At 69.9% G+C, this 18,740-nt stretch carries 21 protein-coding genes and 1 pseudogene; 14 read left to right on the plus strand and 8 right to left on the minus strand.

What is annotated here, in order from left to right; translation table 11 throughout:
- The first annotated feature begins 242 nt into the window (after nucleotides 1-242).
- The 3 genes from NLX86_RS19135 to NLX86_RS34765 all read left to right on the plus strand — a co-directional run bounded on the left by NLX86_RS19135 (nucleotide 243) and on the right by NLX86_RS34765 (nucleotide 2,450).
- Nucleotides 243-782 (plus strand): helix-turn-helix transcriptional regulator, encoded by a 540-nt coding sequence (locus NLX86_RS19135; RefSeq protein ID WP_254372936.1) that lies wholly within the window; start codon nucleotides 243-245, stop codon nucleotides 780-782.
- A gap of 144 nt (nucleotides 783-926) precedes the next feature.
- Nucleotides 927-1,112, plus strand: a complete 186-nt coding sequence (locus NLX86_RS19140) for a hypothetical protein (protein ID WP_254372937.1) — start codon at nucleotides 927-929, stop codon at nucleotides 1,110-1,112.
- A 75-nt stretch (nucleotides 1,113-1,187) separates the two neighbouring features.
- A complete protein-coding gene (locus tag NLX86_RS34765) occupies nucleotides 1,188-2,450 on the plus strand; it encodes a tyrosine-type recombinase/integrase (RefSeq protein WP_254372938.1) in 1,263 nt (420 codons plus the stop codon).
- 124 nt (nucleotides 2,451-2,574) lie between these two features.
- On the opposite strand, the gene NLX86_RS19150 is transcribed toward NLX86_RS34765, so the two are convergent.
- Entirely contained in the window at nucleotides 2,575-3,801 is a 1,227-nt protein-coding gene (locus NLX86_RS19150) for an acyl-CoA dehydrogenase family protein (protein WP_254372939.1), read from the minus strand.
- A gap of 153 nt (nucleotides 3,802-3,954) precedes the next feature.
- On the opposite strand from NLX86_RS19150, the gene NLX86_RS19155 reads away from it, so the two are divergent.
- Nucleotides 3,955-4,599 carry a TetR family transcriptional regulator gene (locus tag NLX86_RS19155; protein ID WP_254372940.1) on the plus strand — a complete coding sequence of 215 codons (645 nt, stop codon included), beginning with the start codon at nucleotides 3,955-3,957 and terminating at the stop codon, nucleotides 4,597-4,599.
- A 10-nt stretch (nucleotides 4,600-4,609) separates the two neighbouring features.
- On the opposite strand, the gene def is transcribed toward NLX86_RS19155, so the two are convergent.
- On the minus strand, nucleotides 4,610-5,149 hold the full coding sequence (def, locus tag NLX86_RS19160; RefSeq protein ID WP_254372941.1) for a peptide deformylase: 540 nt from the start codon (nucleotides 5,147-5,149) through the stop codon (nucleotides 4,610-4,612).
- Nucleotides 5,150-5,263: 114 nt separating this feature from the next.
- Between def and NLX86_RS19165 the strand changes: the two genes are divergently transcribed.
- From NLX86_RS19165 to NLX86_RS19185, 5 genes are all read left to right on the plus strand, one after another.
- The gene (locus tag NLX86_RS19165; RefSeq protein ID WP_254372942.1) at nucleotides 5,264-6,502 is read left to right on the plus strand and encodes a MurT ligase domain-containing protein; all 1,239 of its coding nucleotides are present in this window, start codon (nucleotides 5,264-5,266) and stop codon (nucleotides 6,500-6,502) included.
- A gap of 244 nt (nucleotides 6,503-6,746) precedes the next feature.
- Nucleotides 6,747-7,475 carry a type 1 glutamine amidotransferase gene (locus NLX86_RS19170; protein ID WP_254372943.1) on the plus strand — a complete coding sequence of 243 codons (729 nt, stop codon included), beginning with the start codon at nucleotides 6,747-6,749 and terminating at the stop codon, nucleotides 7,473-7,475.
- A 117-nt stretch (nucleotides 7,476-7,592) separates the two neighbouring features.
- Nucleotides 7,593-8,618 (plus strand): 6-phosphofructokinase, encoded by a 1,026-nt coding sequence (locus NLX86_RS19175; protein WP_254372944.1) that lies wholly within the window; start codon nucleotides 7,593-7,595, stop codon nucleotides 8,616-8,618.
- 111 nt (nucleotides 8,619-8,729) lie between these two features.
- On the plus strand, nucleotides 8,730-9,686 hold the full coding sequence (locus NLX86_RS19180) for a cytochrome c oxidase assembly protein (RefSeq protein WP_254372945.1): 957 nt from the start codon (nucleotides 8,730-8,732) through the stop codon (nucleotides 9,684-9,686).
- 85 nt (nucleotides 9,687-9,771) lie between these two features.
- Nucleotides 9,772-9,930 carry a hypothetical protein gene (locus tag NLX86_RS19185; RefSeq protein ID WP_254372946.1) on the plus strand — a complete coding sequence of 53 codons (159 nt, stop codon included), beginning with the start codon at nucleotides 9,772-9,774 and terminating at the stop codon, nucleotides 9,928-9,930.
- Between the two features lie 54 nt (nucleotides 9,931-9,984).
- On the opposite strand, the gene NLX86_RS19190 is transcribed toward NLX86_RS19185, so the two are convergent.
- Nucleotides 9,985-10,341 carry a hypothetical protein gene (locus NLX86_RS19190; protein WP_254372947.1) on the minus strand — a complete coding sequence of 119 codons (357 nt, stop codon included), beginning with the start codon at nucleotides 10,339-10,341 and terminating at the stop codon, nucleotides 9,985-9,987.
- 148 nt (nucleotides 10,342-10,489) lie between these two features.
- Here NLX86_RS19190 and NLX86_RS19195 point away from each other — a divergent pair, with 148 nt between their 5' ends.
- A complete protein-coding gene (locus tag NLX86_RS19195; RefSeq protein WP_254372948.1) occupies nucleotides 10,490-10,795 on the plus strand; it encodes a DUF4235 domain-containing protein in 306 nt (101 codons plus the stop codon).
- Between the two features lie 32 nt (nucleotides 10,796-10,827).
- Nucleotides 10,828-11,802 carry a polyphosphate kinase 2 gene (ppk2, locus tag NLX86_RS19200; RefSeq protein WP_254372949.1) on the plus strand — a complete coding sequence of 325 codons (975 nt, stop codon included), beginning with the start codon at nucleotides 10,828-10,830 and terminating at the stop codon, nucleotides 11,800-11,802.
- A gap of 7 nt (nucleotides 11,803-11,809) precedes the next feature.
- On the opposite strand, the gene NLX86_RS19205 is transcribed toward ppk2, so the two are convergent.
- Together NLX86_RS19205 and NLX86_RS19210 are read right to left on the minus strand one after the other, a co-directional pair.
- The gene (locus NLX86_RS19205) at nucleotides 11,810-12,265 is read right to left on the minus strand and encodes an ATP-binding protein (RefSeq protein WP_254372950.1); all 456 of its coding nucleotides are present in this window, start codon (nucleotides 12,263-12,265) and stop codon (nucleotides 11,810-11,812) included.
- Between the two features lie 114 nt (nucleotides 12,266-12,379).
- Entirely contained in the window at nucleotides 12,380-12,904 is a 525-nt protein-coding gene (locus tag NLX86_RS19210; RefSeq protein WP_254372951.1) for a hypothetical protein, read from the minus strand.
- A gap of 137 nt (nucleotides 12,905-13,041) precedes the next feature.
- Here NLX86_RS19210 and NLX86_RS19215 point away from each other — a divergent pair, with 137 nt between their 5' ends.
- The 3 genes from NLX86_RS19215 (at nucleotide 13,042) to NLX86_RS19225 (ending at nucleotide 15,403) form a co-directional block, all read left to right on the plus strand.
- Nucleotides 13,042-13,746: a 1-acyl-sn-glycerol-3-phosphate acyltransferase gene (locus tag NLX86_RS19215; protein WP_254372952.1), complete on the plus strand. Its 705-nt coding sequence runs from the start codon at nucleotides 13,042-13,044 to the stop codon at nucleotides 13,744-13,746.
- Between the two features lie 64 nt (nucleotides 13,747-13,810).
- Nucleotides 13,811-14,878, plus strand: coding sequence for an NAD(P)-dependent oxidoreductase (locus tag NLX86_RS19220; protein WP_254372953.1), 1,068 nt, complete (start codon nucleotides 13,811-13,813; stop codon nucleotides 14,876-14,878).
- 42 nt (nucleotides 14,879-14,920) lie between these two features.
- Nucleotides 14,921-15,403 carry a YbaK/EbsC family protein gene (locus NLX86_RS19225; protein WP_254372954.1) on the plus strand — a complete coding sequence of 161 codons (483 nt, stop codon included), beginning with the start codon at nucleotides 14,921-14,923 and terminating at the stop codon, nucleotides 15,401-15,403.
- A 77-nt stretch (nucleotides 15,404-15,480) separates the two neighbouring features.
- Here NLX86_RS19225 and NLX86_RS19230 read toward each other — a convergent pair.
- From NLX86_RS19230 to ureG, 3 genes and pseudogenes are all read right to left on the minus strand, one after another.
- Nucleotides 15,481-17,108: pseudogene (locus NLX86_RS19230) on the minus strand (alpha/beta hydrolase).
- A 110-nt stretch (nucleotides 17,109-17,218) separates the two neighbouring features.
- A complete protein-coding gene (locus NLX86_RS19235) occupies nucleotides 17,219-18,040 on the minus strand; it encodes an urease accessory protein UreD (protein ID WP_254372955.1) in 822 nt (273 codons plus the stop codon).
- On the minus strand, nucleotides 18,037-18,729 hold the full coding sequence (ureG, locus tag NLX86_RS19240) for an urease accessory protein UreG (protein WP_254372956.1): 693 nt from the start codon (nucleotides 18,727-18,729) through the stop codon (nucleotides 18,037-18,039). Before ureG ends, NLX86_RS19235 begins: the two co-directional genes overlap by 4 nt.
- Nucleotides 18,730-18,740 lie beyond the last annotated feature (11 nt).

Genomic DNA, 18,740 nt, shown 5'->3' on the forward strand with positions numbered 1-18,740 from the left:
CCTAAAGTAGGCCCGCTGCTCCGGGTTCGCAAGGTGTTTTACCGGAATCTCTGGGTGTTGAGCCGCATTTTTTAGGTGCTGATGGGTGCACTGCATGCCAGGAGACAGGCGTGAAGGAGGCATCGCGTGCGCCGGGAGGCGCTTAGAGAGGCAACAAAAGTGCGCCCCGTGCGCCGATCAATACAGGTCGTTTAGGGGTCCCGATGGGTGCGTGTTGCCAGGTGCTGAGGCATGATGAACCCATGGGTAGGGACTGGGCGCGCCTCGCCAAGGCCATCGAGGCAGCGCGTGACACCAAGGGATGGACGCAAGTAGCGCTGGCCGAAGCGGCCGGCGTCAGCGAGTCGACGGTGCAGAACCTCGAGTCGGGCAAGGGCCGTAAGCGCATGCCCAGCTCGCTCCCCAAAGTGGAGCGAGCACTGGGCTGGCGCCCCGGGTCGGGCGAGGCTGTCCTCGCCGGCGGCGACCCTTCCCTCCATGAGCCGCAGACTCATTCGGGCTCGGCGAAGCTCCGGGCGGTAGCCGGCACGTCAGCCAGCGGGGAGGTGTCGGCGGCCGAACTCCCCCTGCGCATCGTGCAGGAGCTGGCGGATGGGCCACTTCTGGACACCACCGTCATGGACTTGACGCCCCTCGGCTCCGATGCCCGCATGATCGTGGTAGTGAAGGGGACGCCGGACGCCTCCCCTGAGCAGATCCGCAAGGATCTGCTGGCCTGGGCGAAGGCGCAGCGCCTGCTACAGAGCATGGGCGACGACGGTTCGTCAGAGATCGCCAACTAGGTTTCACAATTTGTTCATCGAGTCACTTCAACCCCTCCTCATGTCACCCATTGGTGTGGTCTGATGACTGAATACCGACGAGCGGGCCACACTCGGATGGTTTTTGGGGGACCAATGCGAGTTCTGGTTCTTCGTGTCAAGGGCATGCCGCACAACGTCGGCATGTGGGTACATGATGATCCCGATCAGTTCGTCATCATCATCGACGAGGATCTGATCACGGAAGACGGCGCCAAGCTGCTCCAGGCAGCGTGCAACCTGGTCGTACATCACTGGCAGCGGTTGCCCACCGTTACGGATCGCGCGCGTCTGCGCCTCCACACTGGGTGACACATTCAGATGCCGTCCGAGCCGACAACCCCCATAGGTCGGCCGGGTACGGCAGCTCTGCAGGCGAGGTGAGCAGTGGCATACGGCGAAAAGCGCACATACGACAAGCGCGCCAAGAAGTGGCGCTACCGCGGCCGGTACAAACTCCCCAACGGCAAGTGGGGATCCGTGTCCCGCGACGACAACGGTCAGCCCTTCTATACCGAGAAGTCGGCTGAGGACTTTGCGCACGGCCTCGAGGTCGACGTGCGCCGCAAGACGTTCATCAACCCGCGCGACGGTCGGATCACCGTTGAGATGTGGGCTCAGCAGTGGCTGGACTCCATCGACGTGGGTCCGCTGAGCGAGAAGGAGTACCGCCTCCGGCTGAAGAATCGGGTCCTTCCCGAGTGGGGGGCCGTGGCGATCGGAGACCTCTCTCCCGTCGGTATCGCCGCATGGGAGAAGGGCCTTCGTGTCAGGGTCAGCAAGAACTACGCGGACGCGGTGATCTCTACATTCCGGACGATGCTCGACGACGCGGTTCTTGAGAAGATCCGCCTCGACAATCCGGTCGGCACTCGGAAGTCGGGCCGGCGCGGGCGGTACAAGCCCAAGCCGAAGGACGAGAAGGTGATCGCAACTCCGCGGCAAGCACTGCTCGTCGCGCGCAACGCTTTGGAGATGCGTGGCCTGAACGAGTACGCGCTCGTTCTCACGTCCGCCTACACGGGGTTCCGCATCGGCGAGCTCGCCGGGATCCATCGCAGTCAGCTTGCACTGAACGACTCTGGAGACGGGGCGCGGATCCATCTGTCGCAGCAAAGCCAGTACGTGAACGGTGAGTTCACGGAGATCGACCCGAAGTACGACTCGGGACGGGGGTTGATCATCCCTCCGTTCCTGGCCGAGCTGCTCCAGCGCCTTGCGGCTACGCGTCCCAAGTCTGAGTGGGTGTTCACCGCACCCAGCGGCGGCCGGCTTATCCGCGGGGGCGACTGGTACGCGGAGACCTGGCGCCCGATCGTTGATGGCCGCTCTGCGCGGCCGGTGGTTCGAGGGGCGAAGGCCCGGCAGGGTGTGCGCCCCGTCGTGGGAGTTGGTGGGATGGTGCCGCACGGGCTGCGCCACAGTCACAAGGTCTGGCTCGACGAGGGTGGACACCCTAGAGTTGCTGTGGAAGAACGGATGGGCCACGCCCTGCAGGGCATCGAGGGTACGTACTCTCACGTGACGCTCGCGATGGAGTTGAAGATCGCCGAGTCTCTGCAGTCGCTATGGGAAGGCTCGCTGAGGCCGGTCGTCGACCGCCGCGAGTACGGTCCGATTCCCCCCTGGATCCCACCTCAGAGAAGTTGATCTCCCGGATATCTCCCATCGGCAGTTCGATCACGTCGAAGAGGCAAGCAATCAGCCCCCGCCGTTCTCGGCGGGGGCTATCTTCTGCCGCGAGATCTATGCGCGTCTTGCTGCATAAACCACCTCAGCGGATCGGCATGCCGGACAGCGTCCGGGCGATGACCAGGCGCTGGACCTCGCTGGTGCCCTCGAAGATGGTGTAGATCGCTGCGTCCCGGTGCATCCGCTCCACCGGGTACTCACGGGTGAAGCCGTTGCCGCCGAGGATCTGGATGGCCTGCGCGGTGACCTTCTTCGCCGTCTCACTGGCGTACAGCTTGGACATCGAGCCCTCGGCGGAGGTGAACGGCTTGCCCGTCGTCGCCATCCACGAGGCGCGCCAGACCAGCAGCCGGGCGGCGTCGATCTGGGTGCGCATGTCGGCCAGCTGGAAGGCGACGCCCTGGTTGTCGATGATCGGGCGGCCGAACTGCTCACGGGTCTTGGCGTAGTCGAGCGCGACCTCGTACGCGGCCCGGGCGGTGCCCACCGCCATAGCGCCGACCGCCGGACGGGACGCCTCGAAGGTGGCCATCGCGGCGTTCTTCACCCTCTCACTCCCGGACTGGGCGCTCTCGCGGGCGCGGGCGAGGCGCTCGTCGAGCTTGTCCTTTCCGCCGAGCAGGCAATGGCCGGGGACGCGCACGTCCTCGAGGACGACCTCGGCGGTGTGCGAGGCGCGGATGCCGTGCTTCTTGAACTTCTGGCCCTGGGAGAGACCGGGGGTGTTCGGCGGCACGATGAAGGAGGCGTGGCCCTTGGAGCCGAGCTCGGGGTCGACCACGGCGACGACGACATGGACGCCCGCGATGCCGCCGTTGGTCGCCCACGTCTTGGTGCCGTTCAGGACCCACTCGTCCTTGGCCTCGTCGTAGACGGCGCGGGTGCGCATCGCCGCCACGTCGGAGCCGGCGTCGGGCTCGGAGGAGCAGAAGGCGGCGACCTTCACATTGTTCTCGTCGCCGTACATCTGCGGGATCCAGGTGCCGATCTGCTCCTCGGTGCCGTTGGCCAGCACACCGACGGCCGCCAGTCCCGTACCGACGATGGAGAGGGCGATACCGGCGTCCCCCCAGAACAGCTCCTCCATCGCCACCGGGATGCCGAGTCCGGTGGGGTCGAAGAACTGCTGGGCATAGAAGTCGAGGGAGTAGATGCCGACCTTGGCGGCTTCCTGAATGACGGGCCAGGGAGTCTCCTCGCGCTCGTCCCATTCGGCGGCTGCCGGGCGAATTACGTCGGCGGCGAAGCCGTGGATCCAGTCGCGGACCTGCTTCTGGTCATCGTTGAGCTCCATGGTGAACTCCGCCATGTCCCCTCCAAGCTGTTGTTACTAGCGGTAACATCAGTCTGTTACCGGCCGGTAGGGGATGTCAACTCCTGCTTCCCGCTGGATCCGCCGGGCGGGCAGAGTGTTACTTTGCCGAGGCGTCACGCAATCGCACCGGGCGGGGAGAGACACACGATGGAGACCACGCAACAGGCCGATCAGCAGCACACGGCCGAACGCCGGCGACGGGAACTGCTCGAAGCAGCCGACCGGGTGGTGCTCCGGGACGGCCCGCAGGCCTCGATGAACGCCATCGCCGCCGAGGCCGGGATCACCAAGCCCATCCTCTACCGGCACTTCGGCGACAAGGGCGGGCTGTACCGGGCGCTCGCGGTCCGGCACACCGACGCGCTGCTCGACTCGCTGCGCGCGGCACTGGACGCGGCGTCCGACCGGCGGGAGCGGGTCGAGGCGACGTTGGACACCTACCTGGCCGCCATCGAAGCGCGCCCGCAGGTCTACCGCTTCCTGATGCACCCCGCGGAGGATGCCCAGCAGTCGGAGCAGGGCTTCGACGTCGGACGCCATTCTGCGCCGCTGCTGCGGCGGCTCGGCGAGGAGCTCGCCAAGGTCATCGAGGAGCGGGTGGATCTGGGGCCGGGCGGCGAGGAGTTGGCCCGGGTCTGGGGCCACGGCATCGTCGGCATGATGTACGCGGCAGGCGACTGGTGGCTGGGCGAACGGCCCTGCTCCCGCGCCCAGTTGGTGCACTCGCTCGCCGATCTGCTGTGGGGCCGGCTGGCCGCGGCAGGCGACCGCGTCGGCGGACCGGCCTTCTGAAGGGCCGGTCCTACGCACTCCAGGGCGCCCGGCGCGCGGCCCGCAGGGCCCGGCGCCGGCGCAGCCCCGTGAGCCGGTCGGTGTAGACGGTGCCTTCGAGATGGTCGCACTCGTGCTGGAGGCAGCGCGCGAAGAATCCGGTTCCCTCGACGCGGACGGGGGTGTTGTCCGTGGTGACGCCCTCGACGACGGCCCGGTCGCAGCGGGTCGTGCCCGCCTCGATGCCGGGCAGCGACAGGCACCCCTCAGGGCCGCGGATCTCGATCCCGTCGGCCTCCACCAGGCGCGGGTTGACGAGGTGCCCGACATGGCGGACGTCCTCGTCGTCGGGGCAGTCGTAGACGAAAACCCGCAAGGGAACACCGATCTGGTTGGCCGCCAGGCCGACGCCGTCCGCCGCGTACATCGTGGCGTACAGGTCCTCGATCAGCCGGGACAGGGCCGGACCGAAGTCGGTGACCGGCTCGCACGCGCCATGCAGCACCGGATCGCCGAGCAGGCTCATGGTGCGTACAAGGCCGGAACTGCCGGGAATCGGACGCCGTCGCATGGCCGCAAGCGTACGTCGGGCCGGGTCCCGCACCCTCCCGGCGGTGCCGCGGTCAGGGCCGTGGCCGGATCTCGATAGGCTGAGCCCGGACCGACGCAAGGAGGATCAAGGACGATGTCAGGCAACACGGAGCCGCTGACCCCACGGGCCAAGCTGGCCGTGACGGCGGGCAAGGCCGCGGCCGCGGTGTCGCGCGCCGCCGGGCGCGGCAGCGGATCGGTGATCGGCGGCAAGGTGGCGCTGAAGCTCGACCCCGATCTGCTGGGGCGGCTGGCGCAGCACCTGGACGTCGTCCTCGTGTCGGCGACCAACGGCAAGACCACCACGACCCGGCTGATCGCCGAGGCCCTGCGGGCCAGCGGTCCCGTCGTCTCGAACGCGCTCGGCGCCAATATGCCGGCCGGCATCACCTCGGCGCTGGCGGGCGGCTCGGACGCCCGCTACGGCGTGATCGAGGTCGACGAGAAGTACCTCGCCGGTGTCGCGCGCGATGTGACGCCCAAGGCGATCGCGCTGCTGAACCTCTCGCGTGACCAGCTCGACAGGGCGGCGGAGACCCGCATGCTCGCCGAGAAGTGGCGTGAGGGCCTGGCGGGCACGAAGGCGGTCGTCATCGCCAACGCCGACGACCCGCTGATCGTGTGGGCCGCGTCGTCCTCGCCGAACGTGGTGTGGGTGGCGGCCGGCCAGGAGTGGAAGGACGACGCCTGGTCGTGCCCCTCCTGCGGCGGTGTGATGCAGCGCCCCGGCGACGACTGGTTCTGCGGAGAGTGCGGCTTCCGCCGCCCCATCCCGAGCTGGGTGCTCTCCGGCGACCACGTACTGGACCCGCACGGCTCGGCCTGGCCGATCCATCTGCAGCTGCCCGGCCGTGCCAACAAGGCGAACGCGGCCACCTCCGCCGCCGTCGCGGCCGCGTTCGGGGTGCCGCCGCAGGTCGCACTGGAGCGTATGTACCAGGTGCAGGCGGTGGCCGGGCGCTATGACGTGGTCTCCTTCCAGGGCCGTGAGCTGCGGCTTCTGCTGGCGAAGAACCCGGCGGGCTGGCTCGAAACGTTTTCCCTGATCGACCCGCCGCCCACCCCGGTGATCCTCGCCGTGAACGCCCGCGGCGCGGACGGCACGGACACCTCGTGGCTCTGGGACGTCGACTACACCCGGCTCGCCGGCCACCCGATCTTCGTGATCGGCGACCGCAAGCTGGACCTCGCGGTCCGACTGGAGGTGGCGAACCTCGACTTCCGGGTCTGCGAGACCGTCGACGAGGCCGTGCAGCTGGCGCCGCCCGGACGCATCGAGGCGATCGCCAACTACACCGCCTTCCAGGACCTGCGCCGCCGCGTCGGCAACTAGGGGGGGTGTCCGGTCGATCATGCCGGGCTCGCGTGCCCTGGCACCGCGCCTCTCCCCCGTAGCCCTTCGGGCACGGGAGGTGCCCCCAGCGTTGTCGTCGGTCGCCGATGTCCGCCAGCTACCGCTGGGGGTGCCCCCACCGCGTCGACTCCCTCCTCCGCCTTGCGATGCACGGCACCAGACCCCGCTCCCTGATCCGGCCTGATCGACCGGACGCCCCCCAAGCCCGCAGAGGATGACGAGAATGAGCGACAACAGCCTGCGCCTGGTGTGGATCTACCCGGACCTGCTGAGCACGTACGGAGACCAGGGCAACGCCCTGGTGATGGAGCGCCGGGCGCGCCAGCGCGGACTGGACGTGGCGCGCGTGGACGTGCGCAGCGACCAGCCGGTCCCGACCTCCGGCGACATCTACCTGATCGGCGGCGGCGAGGACCGGCCGCAGCGGCTGGCCGCGGAGCGGCTGCGCCGTGACGGCGGGCTGGAGCGGGCGGTCTCCAACGGCGCGATCGTCTTCTCCGTGTGCGCCGGCTACCAGATCCTCGGGCACGAGTTCATCAACGACCTCGGCGAGCGGGACCCGGGCCTCGGCCTCCTCGACGTGGTCAGCACCCGCGGCGAGGGCGAGCGGTGCGTCGGTGACGTGCTGGCCGACATCGACGAGCCGCTGGGGCTGCCGCAGCTCAGCGGCTTCGAGAACCACCAGGGCATCACGCACCTGGGCCCGACGGCCCGGCCGCTCGCCCGGACCCGCCTGGGCAAGGGCAACGGCACAGGCGACGGAACCGAGGGCGCGTACAACGGCACGGTCTTCGGTACGTACATGCACGGCCCGGTGCTCGCCCGGAACCCGCAGATCGCGGACCTGCTGCTCAAGCTGGCCCTCGACGTGAACGCGCTGCCGCCGGTCGACGACCGGTGGTACGAAGCCCTGCGCGCGGAGCGGATCGGCGCGGCCACCCAGCCCGCCTGACCGTCCAGCTGCCGGACGCGTGGTTCGGCCCCGCCATCTCGCGCTTGTAGGGTGGCGGGGATCCAGCCGGACGACGTGGTCCGGTCGTCGGCCCACGTTGCAAAGGTAATTCGGGCAATGCGAATTGGTGTACTCACCTCCGGCGGCGACTGCCCCGGCCTGAACGCCGTCATCCGTTCGGTCGTGCACCGGGCCGTCGTCGACCACGGCGACGAGGTCATCGGCTTCCACGACGGCTGGAAGGGCCTTCTGGAGTGCGATTACCGGAAGCTCGACCTGGACGCGGTGGGCGGCATCCTCGCTCGCGGCGGAACCATCCTCGGCTCCTCCCGGGTGCAGCCGGCGCATCTGCGTGACGGCGTCGAGCGCGCCCGCGGGCATGTCGCGGACCTCGGTCTGGACGCGATCATCCCGATCGGCGGCGAGGGGACCCTGAAGGCGGCGAACCTGCTGTCCGAGGCGGGCCTGCCCATCGTCGGCGTGCCCAAGACCATCGACAACGACATCGCCTCGACCGATGTCACCTTCGGCTTCGACACGGCCGTCGGCGTCGCGACCGAGGCCCTCGACCGGCTCAAGACCACCGCCGAGTCGCATCAGCGCGTGCTCATCGTCGAGGTCATGGGCCGCCACACCGGCTGGATCGCCCTGCACTCGGGCATGGCGGCCGGCGCGCACGCCATCGTCGTTCCGGAGCGCCCCTTCGACATCGACGAGTTGACCGAGGTCGTCGGGCGCCGCTTCTCCGCCGGCAAGCGGTTCGCCATCGTGGTGGTGGCGGAGGGCGCGAAGCCCCGCGAGGGCTCGATGCCGTGGGACGAGGGCGGCAAGGACATCTACGGGCACGAGCGGTTCGCCGGTGTCGCCCGCCAGCTCTCCATCGAGCTGGAGGAGCGACTCGGCAAGGAGGCCCGGCCGGTCATCCTCGGGCACGTGCAGCGGGGCGGCACCCCCACCGCGTACGACCGGGTCCTCGCCACCCGCTTCGGCTGGCATGCGGTCGAGGCCGCCCACCGGGGCGAGTTCGGCATGCTGACCGCCCTGCGCGGCACGGACATCCTCATGGTGCCCCTCGCGCAGGCCGTCGAGACGCTGAAGACCGTGCCGGACGATCGGTACGAAGAGGCGGAGTGCGTGCTCTGAGCCGTCTCGTACGCAATTGACCGCCCCCGGCCGCAGCAGTGGCCGGGGGCGGTTCTAGTCTGGGGCGGACAACAGCCGCGAATCAGGGGCATCCCCCTCGGGAGAGAACAGATGGATCACAGCGGGCACGGCGACGGAATGACCATGGACCTGCCGCCGTTCACGCTGGGGCGCGGGCTGGAGTTCTCCCCCGACCCCTTCTTCCTGACCGGCAGCCTGATCGCCCTGGTGCTGTACGGCTGGGCCGTGCTGCGGCTGCGCCGGCGCGGCGACAGCTGGCCGGCCGCCCGGCCCGTCCTGTTCACCCTCGGTGTGCTGAGCGTGGCGTTCGTGACCTGCACCAAGCTGGACGACTACGGCATGGTCATGTTCAGCGTGCACATGGTCCAGCACATGGTGATCAGCATGCTCTCCCCGATCCTGCTGCTCCTCGGGGCGCCGGTGACGCTGACGCTGCGGGCGCTGCCCTCGGCGGGGCGCGGCCGCAAGGGGCCGCGGGAACTGCTGGTGGCGCTGCTGCACAGCCGGTACATGCGGGTGGTCACGCACCCGGTGTTCACGATCCCGCTCTTCATCGCGAGCCTGTACGCGCTCTACTTCACCCCGATCTTCGACTTCCTGATGGGAAGCAAGGTGGGGCACGTGTCGATGATGGTGCACTTCCTGATGGTGGGCCTGGTCTTCTTCTGGCCGATCATGGGCGTGGACCCGGGTCCGCACCGGCCCGGCTATGTGATGCGGATGCTGGAGCTGTTCGCCGGCATGCCGTTCCACGCCTTCTTCGGCATCGCGCTGATGATGGCGACCGAGCCCATGATCGGCACGTACGCGAACCCGCCCGCCTCGCTCGGCATCGACGCGCTGACCGACCAGAACGCCGCCGGCGGCATCGCCTGGGCGTTCAGCGAGATCCCCTCGGTCCTGGTCCTGCTCGCCCTGGTCTTCCAGTGGTACAAGTCCGAGCAGCGCACGGCCCGGCGCGCCGACCGGGCCGCCGACCGCGACGGCGACAAGGAACTGGAGGCGTACAACGCCTATCTCGCGTCGCTCCAGGCGCGCGGCCGGTAGCGGCGGGCCCCTCCCCGGGGCGACGATGGGTCCCTGACCGCCGTCCGGGCGCACCCCGTCCGGACTGCCGGGAGAAGGGAACCCCATGCCCGGATCTACGAAGGCGATGGCCGCACTCACCCTCGGCGGCCTGGTGGTCGTGACCGCCTACACCGTGGCGCTCGGCAGCAACGGCTGGCTGTGGTTCGGCTGGATCGTGCTCGGTCTGCTGACCGCCGGCATGGCGGTGTCGCGCAACACCTGAGGCTCCGCGCCGGGCGGACCCGAGCCGGAGTGCCCCCGCCGGGGACCCCACGCCTCACGGCCTGTCGTCGCTGTGGCCGCACACCCAGGCCAGCGCGTCGTGCACGCCCCGGATGAAGTCCCGGGGGACCGTCCGCTGCGTGGTGTCCTCCAGCTGCACGGTGGCGGCGTCCACCTCCGCGGTCAGCTGGGGGATGTCCGGCGGGCCCTCGATGCGGGCGCCGGTTATCGGGGCGTCCTCCCCCCGGCCCAGTGCCCACAGATAACCGGTCAGGACGCCCCGGGAGAGCTGCGTCTGCCGGTCCGGCCCGGCGGCTGCGGCGTCGAGCGCACTGTGTGCCTCCTCGACCTCGGCGCGGAGCCGGGTCCCCACGGTCCGGTCTTTGTGCCTTCCCTTTTGCTGAGTGCTCATATTGGTACGTGTGTCCCCTTTTCCCGTGGTGATGTGCACGGGGTACGGCGCGTGTGCGGCGGCCGTGAACGGGAAAACGCAGGCAAGCGGGACGCGCCGCCCGTCGATACGCCGACGCATCGATACCTGTGACCGCGGAGGAGCTGGGATGAAGACCAGGACCAAGAAGCGGAAGCTTCCGCTTGCGTACAAGCCGGTCGGGTTCGTTCTCAGCTGGGCCGGTGGTGCGCTGGCCGGCCTCGCCTTCCAGCAGGCGTGGAAGGCGATCCGGCACGAGGACAACGCGCCGGACGCCCTGGACGAGGACCGCGGCTGGGGCGAGATCCTGCTGGCGGCGGCTGTGCAGGGTGCGATCTTCGCCGTCGTACGCAGCGCTGTTGACCGGTCCGGCGCCGCGGGCATCCGGCGCGCGACCGGCGTGTGGCCCGCCCCCGCGGGTGGGGGCAGGGACTAGGACCGGGTGCCTGGGAAGCCGGGGAGCCGCGCATGGACGCCGACAAGAGCGACCGGGACGCCCTGCTGGACGGGATGACGGTCGACGACCGGCACCCCGAGCAGCCGATTCTGCTCGGTGGAACCGGGCTGCCGCTGCAGACCTGGCGGGAGAACCATCCGTACGACCAGAAGATGCGCCGGCGCGAGTACGAACAGCACAAGCGGGTGCTGCAGATCGAGATGCTCAAGCTGCAGCGGTGGGTGAAGGACACCGGCCGGCGGCTGGTCGTGCTGTGCGAGGGCCGGGACGCGGCCGGCAAGGGCGGCACCATCCAGCGGTTCACGGAGCGGCTCAATCCGCGCGGAGCCCGGGTCGTGGCGCTCGAGAAGCCCACCGAGCGGGAGGCGGGCCAGTGGTACTTCCAGCGCTATGTGGCCCACCTGCCGTCGGCCGGCGAGATCGTCTTCTTCGACCGATCCTGGTACAACCGCGCGGGTGTGGAGCGGGTGATGGGCTTCTGCACCCCGGAGGAGCACCAGCATTTCCTGGTCCAGGTCCCGCTCTTCGAGCGGATGCTCACCGACGACGACATCCTGCTGGTGAAGTTCTGGTTCTCAGTGTCCCGCGCCGAGCAGCGCACCCGGTTCGCCATCCGGCGGGTCGACCCGGTGCGCCAGTGGAAGCTGTCGGCGATGGACGTCGCCTCGCTCGACCTGTGGGACGCGTACACCGAAGCCAAGATCGACATGTTCCGGGCGACGGACACCTCGTACGCGCCGTGGACCGTGGTGAAGAACAACGACAAGAAGCGCGGCCGCATCGAGGCCATGCGCAGCCTGCTCTGGCGCTTCGACTATGCGAGCAAGGACGAGAAGGCCGTCGGGGTACCCGACCCGCTCATCGTGGGCGCCGCGGACACGCTCCTGGAGGCCGGCGAGGAGAGCACCGACCTCTCCCCCACCCCGCTCGCCCGCCGGCGGGAGGGCCCAGGCGACCATCCGCCCGAAGCCGGCCGGGCCGGCTGAGCATCAGTCAGGTACTGAGCTCGAACTCGGCCCGTACCCGCTTGCCCACCGGCACGCGCTCGGCGCTCAGCCGGTCGCACAGCGCGACCACGATCTCCATGCCGTGGCCGCCGAGACGCTGCGGATCCTGGGCGTAGAGGAGCGGCAGGGCCGAGCTGCTGTCGTACACGGTGACGGTGACGAGTTCGGCGGTGCCCTCCAGCTCCAGGAGGTACGGACCGCAGCTGTAGCGGTCGGCGTTGGTGACCAGTTCGCTGACCGCCAGCAGCAGGTCGCTGCGCTTGCGCTCGCCGAACTCGGCGAACCACTCGGCCGCGAGCTCTGCGAGGAAGCGGTCGGCGAGTGCGCGGGCCTGGGCGATGCAGCCGGGCTCGCCACTGAACACCTCTGCGCGGAGCAGGGGTTCGACGCGCACGTCGAAGGCCGGCCGGGTGACCGGTCGGGTGGTGGTGGGCTCGCTCATGATCTCCAGCCGGGGCGCCTGGGGGTGGTCGGAGAGGATCTCCGGCCGCTCGCCTACCCCGTGTCCCGCGCCCTAAGCCGTCCTTTTCACGCCTGGTGCCGCGAGAGCAGTCGGTCAGTCCGCGTCCGGGCCCTGGGACCGTACCTTCCGGACGTTCTCCAGGGAGTCCCGCAGGTCCTCCAGCCAGTCGTCCGCGTGCTTCTGAACCAGGCGCACGCACCAGGCGAGGGCCTCGCTGCGACTGCGCGCGACACCTCCCGCGATCAGCGTGTCCAGCACCTGGCGCTCGGGCTGGCGCAGGCGGGTCATCACGGGCGCGGCGACGGTGGTGTACATGGCACGCCTGCCGCCGCACTCCACCCCCCACGACACCTTCCTGCGGAACTTGCGTTCCGCGTCGCGCGCCACCCGCATGCGGTCCTCGCGGGTCCGCTCGCGGAATTCCGCGGCGCGTCCCTCCAGCGCCGCGTCGCGCTCCGTCGCGGACGCATCGGCGCTCACCTCGGGCTCCGGGATCCGGCCGACGACCGTGATCTCCTCACGGTCGACCGTCACGTCCAGGAGTTCGAGGAACAGTCCCTCCGGCAGCCGCCCGGCGAACCAGCCGCGCAGCGCCTCCTTCTCCTCGTTCGTAAGCATGTAATTCAAATTACTCCTGGCTGCGTCCATAGGCCAGACCCTTGGCGCCGCCCCTGGAGACCTGCGTGTGCTCTCGCGCCGCCGCGTCCGAACGACTACTCTGCGTCGTCACCGGACCAGGGGGAAGGCAGGTCGTCATGTTCTATTGCGTGCTCAAATATGTGCTGCTGGGGCCGCTGCTGCGGTTGGTGTTCCGGTCGCGCATCGAGGGACTTGAGCACATTCCGGCCGACGGCGCCGCGATCGTGGCGGGCAACCATCTCTCCTTCTCCGACCACTTCCTGATGCCGGCGATCATCAAGCGGCGCATCACCTTCCTCGCCAAGGCCGAATACTTCACCGGCCCCGGCGTGAAGGGCCGGCTCACCGCCGCCTTCTTCCGCAGCGCCGGTCAGATCCCGGTGGACAGATCCGGCAAGGAGGCGGGCCGGGCCGCGATCCGCGAGGGGCTCGGCGTCCTGGGCAAGGGCGAGCTGCTGGGCATCTACCCGGAGGGCACCCGCTCGCACGACGGGCGGCTCTACAAGGGCAAGGTCGGCGTCGCCGCGATGGCGCTCAGGGCACAGGTCCCGGTGGTGCCGTGCGCCATGGTCGGCACGTTCGAGATCCAGCCGCCGGGGCAGGTCGTGCCGCGCGTCAAGCGGGTGACCATCCGCTTCGGGGCGCCCCTGGACTTCTCCCGGTACGCGGGGATGGACAACGAGAAGGCCGTGCTCCGGGCCGTCACCGACGAGATCATGTACGCGATCCTGGCACTGTCCGGGCAGGAGTACGTCGACCGGTACGCGGCCGAGGTCAAGGCGGAGCAGCAGGCGAAGAAGTTCCCGCGGCTGCTGCGCTGACGGCGAATCAGCGCAGGGCGAACCCCGCCGGGCGGCACGGGCCCGGCGGCGTAGGGTCCGGGGCATGAGCAGGGGAACCGCGTTCGTACTGGGCGCCACAGGACAGGTCGGGCGCGCCGCGGTGCGCGCAATGGCGGCGGACGGCTGGGAGGTACGGGCGGCCTCGCGGGGCGGCGGGCGGGACGCGTCGTGGCCCGCGGAGGTACGCACCGTACGGCTGGACCGGGACGAGGACGGCGCGCTGGCCGCGGCGCTCGGCGAGGGTGCCGACGTACTGGTGGACATGGTCGCGTTCGGAGCCGGCCACGCGGCGCAGCTGACCGGCCTCGCGGACCGGATCGGCTCGGCCGTCGTCATCTCCAGCGGCGCGGTGTACGAGGACGACCACGGCCGCGGCTTCGACACTCAGTCGGAGCCGGACGGCTGCCCCCGCTACCCGGTGCCGATCCCGGAGACACAGCGCACCGTGGCGCCCGGCGAGGCGACCTACAGCACGCGCAAGGTGCAGCTGGAGGGTGAGTTGCTGGCGGCCGGCGACCGGCTGCCGGTGACGTTGCTGCGCGCCGGGGCGATCCACGGACCGTACTGCGGCACGCCGCGGGAGCTGTACTTCGTCAAGCGGGTGCTCGACGGGCGGCGCACTCGGGTGCTGGCGTACGGCGGGAGCAGCCGCTTCCATCCGGTCCATGTCTCCAATGTCGCGGAGCTGATCCGCCTCGCCGCGCTGCGGCCGGGCTCCCGCGTACTCAACTCCGCGGATCCCGAGGCGCCTTCGGTGGCGGAGATCGGTGCCGCAATCGACGAGGTGATGGGCTGGGAGTGCGAGACGGTGCTGGTGGCCGGGGCTCCGCCGGTCGGCACGGTCGGTTCCACGCCGTGGACGCAGGAGCATCCGGTGGTCTACGACATGTCCGCCGCCGAGCGCGAGCTGGGCTACCGGGCGGTCACCGGCTACACCGAATCGCTGCCGCCCACCGTCGAATGGCTTGCGGCGCAATTGCGGGGGCGGGACTGGCGCGAGGCGTTCCCCAAGATGGCACGCAACTACGACCCGCACGGCGACCTCTTCGGCTATGCGGAGGAGGATGCGTGGCTGGACACACGGAGCGCCGCCCGGCACGCCCAACCGTAAGCTGGGGCTACGACTTTCGAGGCAGCTTCTGGGAGACACCGGGTGACCGAGCACGAGACGTACACCAAGCTGATCGGCCTGCTGGACGAGCGCGGGGCGGCGTACCGGATCATCGAGCACGAGCCGGAGGGAGCCACCGAGGCGGTCAGCACGCTGCGCGGCAACACCCTGGCCCAGGCGGCCAAATGCATCGTGGTCATGGTCAAGACCGGCAGGAAGACCAAGCGTTACGCGCTGGCCGTGGTTCCCGGTGACCGGCGGCTGGATCTGTCGGCGGTGAAGGCGCTGCTCGGTGGTACGTACGCGGGGTTCGCCACGCCCGAGGTGGCGGAGCGGCTGGCCAGGAGCGTGAGCGGGACCATTCTGCCGTTCTCCTTCGACCCCGAGCTCGAAGTCGTCGTGGACCCGGCCCTGCTGGAGCACGAGGAGATCTTCTTCAACGCGGCGCGTCTGGACCGCTCGCTGGCCTTGCGGACGGCCGACTACACCGCGATCGCCGAACCGCGGACGGCCGCCATTTCGTAGCGGGCGAGAGGCAGACCGAGAGCAGGGAAAGGAAGGAGGGGACGGCCGGGATGCCCGGCCGTCCCCTCCTCATCCGCTTACGGCACGACCGGAAGGTCGGCCGCAACCCTGGCGCCCGCTGCCGCGGCGGCCGGCTTCGGCGTGGCGTGCGGTGCGCACGTCACGTCGTGGCGGTCCGTCTTGCCGGTGAGCAGGTAGGTGTCCACCCGCTCGTTGACGCACGGGTTGAGCAGTCCGGTGACACCGTGCGAGCCGGCGTCCTTCTCCGTGATCAGACGCGAGCCCTTCAGGCGCTTGTGCAGCTCGACGGCGCCCTCGTACGGGGTGGCGGCGTCACGGGTGGCCTGCACGATGAGCACCGTCGGCAGCCCCTTGCCCGACTTCACGTCGAGGGGGGTCTGCTGCTTGGAGGACCAGGTGGCGCAGGGCAGGTTCATCCATGCGTTGGCCCACGTCATGAAGGGGTGGTCCCGGTGGAGCCGGGTGTTGTCGCGGTCCCACTTCTTCCAGCTGGTGGGCCACTTGGCGTCCGCGCACTCGACCGCCGTGTAGACGGCGTTGCCGTTCTCCGAGGAGGCGTTGCCCGCGGTGTCGGACAGGTCCGGACCCGCCGCGTCCACCAGCGCCTGCGTGTCACCGGCCACGTAGTCGCTCCAGGTCTGGGCGACGGGCACCCAGGCGGAGTCGTAGTACGGCGCGCTCTGGAAGAAACCGATGAGCTCGGCCGGGCCGACTACCCCGCCGATCGGGTTCTTCTTCGCGGCTGCGCGGAGCTTCACCCACTGCTGCTCGACCTTCTCGGGGGTGTCCCCGAGGTGGAAGGCGGCGTCGTTCTTGGCGACCCATGCCTTCCAGTCGTTCCAGCGCATCTGGAAGGCGACGTCCTGGTCGAGGTTGGCCTCGTACCAGATCTTCTCCTTCGAGGGGTTGACCACGCTGTCGACGATCATGCGGCGTACATGGGTCGGGAACAGCGTCGCGTAGACGCCGCCGATGTACGTACCGTACGAAACGCCCAGGAAGTTGAGCTTCCGCTCACCGAGGGCGGCCCGGATGACGTCCAGGTCCCGCGCGGTGTTCGGCGTGGTCATGTGCGGCAGCATCCAGCCGCTGCGCTCCTTGCAGCCGTCCGCGTACTCCGCGGCCAGCTTGCGCTGCGCCCGCTTGTCGGCCTCGCTGTCGGGCACCGGGTCGAGCTTCGGGGCCTTGACGAACTCCTGGGGTCGATGCAGGAGATCGGGGCGGAGTGGCCGACACCGCGCGGGTCGAAGCCCACGAAGTCGTACGCCTTCGAGGTGTTGACCCAGAGCGGGTTCTTCGTGGTGACCCGGCGCGGGAAGCGCAGGCCGGAGCCGCCGGGGCCGCCGGGGTTGTAGATCAGGGAGCCCTGGCGCTCCTTCTTACTGCCGGTGTTGCCGATGCGGTCGACGGCTATCTCGATCTGCCGCCCGTTGGGCTTGGCGTAGTCGAGCGGAACCTTGACCCAGCCGCACTGGATGGGTGCTTCCAGTCCCCAGTCCGCCGGACACGCCTTCCAGTTGATGCCGGCCTTGGCCGCACGGTCGGCGGCGATCTTCACGCCGCGTGCCTCGGAGTTGCCGTGGTGACGGCCCTCGGCACTGGCCGACGGGGCGGTCATCGCGCCGGCTATGAGCGTGCCCGCTATCAGAGTGCCGGCAGAGCCGAGCACTGCTGTGCGTCTCAAGTGGTACCTCCCCCTGCATGGAGCGCCGCTTGTGGCGGCAGTGATCGTTGCGCTTGCAGGGGGATCCTTTCGTTTGAAGGGCACCCGACAAAAGGTCGTACGGCTGTTCTTTACCAACAGTTGAAAATCGTTACCGAGTTCAGGAGTTGACGCAGTTCCGCCGCGTCCGCCGCGACGGCGGTCACAAGAACGGCGGGACCCGCGAGCGGCGTGAGAACGGCCCGCTCCCCCAGCACGCGCGCCTCGGGCATCCGCCCGGCGAAGTCCGGATCGACCACCAGGAGCTGGCCCACGGCCCGTCCGCCGCCGAGGACGGCCGGGCCGTCCCAACCGCCGGGCGCGCCGGGCCCGTAGGACAGCTCCTGGTCGAGGAGCGGCCGGCCGGCGAGGTCTACGGTGAGCCGGCTGGTGAGCCGGCCGGGCGGCTCACCGGTACGGCCGAGCACCTGCTCCTCGCGAACGACCAGCCGTGCGGTGGAGGCGAGTTCGGCCCGGGTGGTCATCCGCAGATCGCTGCCGTGCGCGGAGATCAACGGCTCGGGCAGCCAGCGCAGTTCGGCGTCCTCGCGCACGGTCAGGCGTACGTCGTACGTGGCTGGGTCACCACCGCGGCCGGGCAGGGCGAGGGTGGCCGCGGCCGAGGCGAGGTGCAGCCGCGCGCCCGGCTCGGCGACGGCCTCGACGGCCAGCCGGTCGCCGCCGAGGGGCGCGCTCATGGCGCCGATGACGGTGACCTTGGCGCCGGGGCCGGTGGAGCGGACCCGGCGCAGGGCGAGCGGGCCGTCTCCGTCGAGGACGGGGAGGGCGGTGGAGCCGCGGCCGTCGGCGCGCGCGGTGATCCGGGCGCACGCGGTGAGCCCCGTGGCCGGGGTGGTGGTCGCTTGCGCGGGGGTGGCGGTGGCGGTGGCGGTGGCGGTGGCGACGGTGGTCATACGAGGGAACTGGTCCAGGCCGCGAGCTGCCGGCGGACCCAGTCGCCGACCGGCTTGACCCCGTCCTCGGCGGCCAGCGAGGTAAAGGCGACGGGGAGTTCACCGCGCTGGGCAGCGGCGTCCCGGGCCATCCGGCCGAGGTCCGATCCGACGTATGGAGCGAGGTCGGTCTTGTTGACCACGAGGAGGTCGGAGGTGGTCACGCCCGGGCCGCCCTTCCTGGGGATGTCGTCGCCGCCGGCCACGTCGATGACGAAGATCTGTGCGTCGACCAGGCCCTTGGAGAAGGTGGCGGTCAGGTTGTCGCCCCCGGACTCGACCAGGATCAGGTCGAGCGGACCGACCGCCTCCTCCAGGTCCTCGACCGCTTCCAGGTTGGCGGAGATGTCGTCCCGGATGGCGGTGTGCGGGCAGGCTCCGGTCTCGACGGCGGTGATGCGTTCGGGCGGCAGGACAGCGCTTCGCAGCAGGAATTCGGCGTCCTCGCGGGTGTAGATGTCGTTGGTGACGACGGCGATGGACACTTCGTCGCGCAGGAGCCGGCACAGGGCTGCCACGGTTGCGGTCTTGCCGGAACCGACGGGTCCGCCGAGGCCGATGCGCAGGGCACGCCGCCCGCCGCACGGGCGGTGGGGCTCGGCGCTGTGGGTGTGCCGCTGGGGGTAACCGACGGCGTGGTCGAGATGCATGGCGGGCTCCG

Origin of the sequence: Streptomyces sp. A3M-1-3, from assembly GCF_024213665.1 — a bacterium.
Taxonomy (GTDB): Bacteria; Actinomycetota; Actinomycetes; order Streptomycetales; family Streptomycetaceae; genus Streptomyces.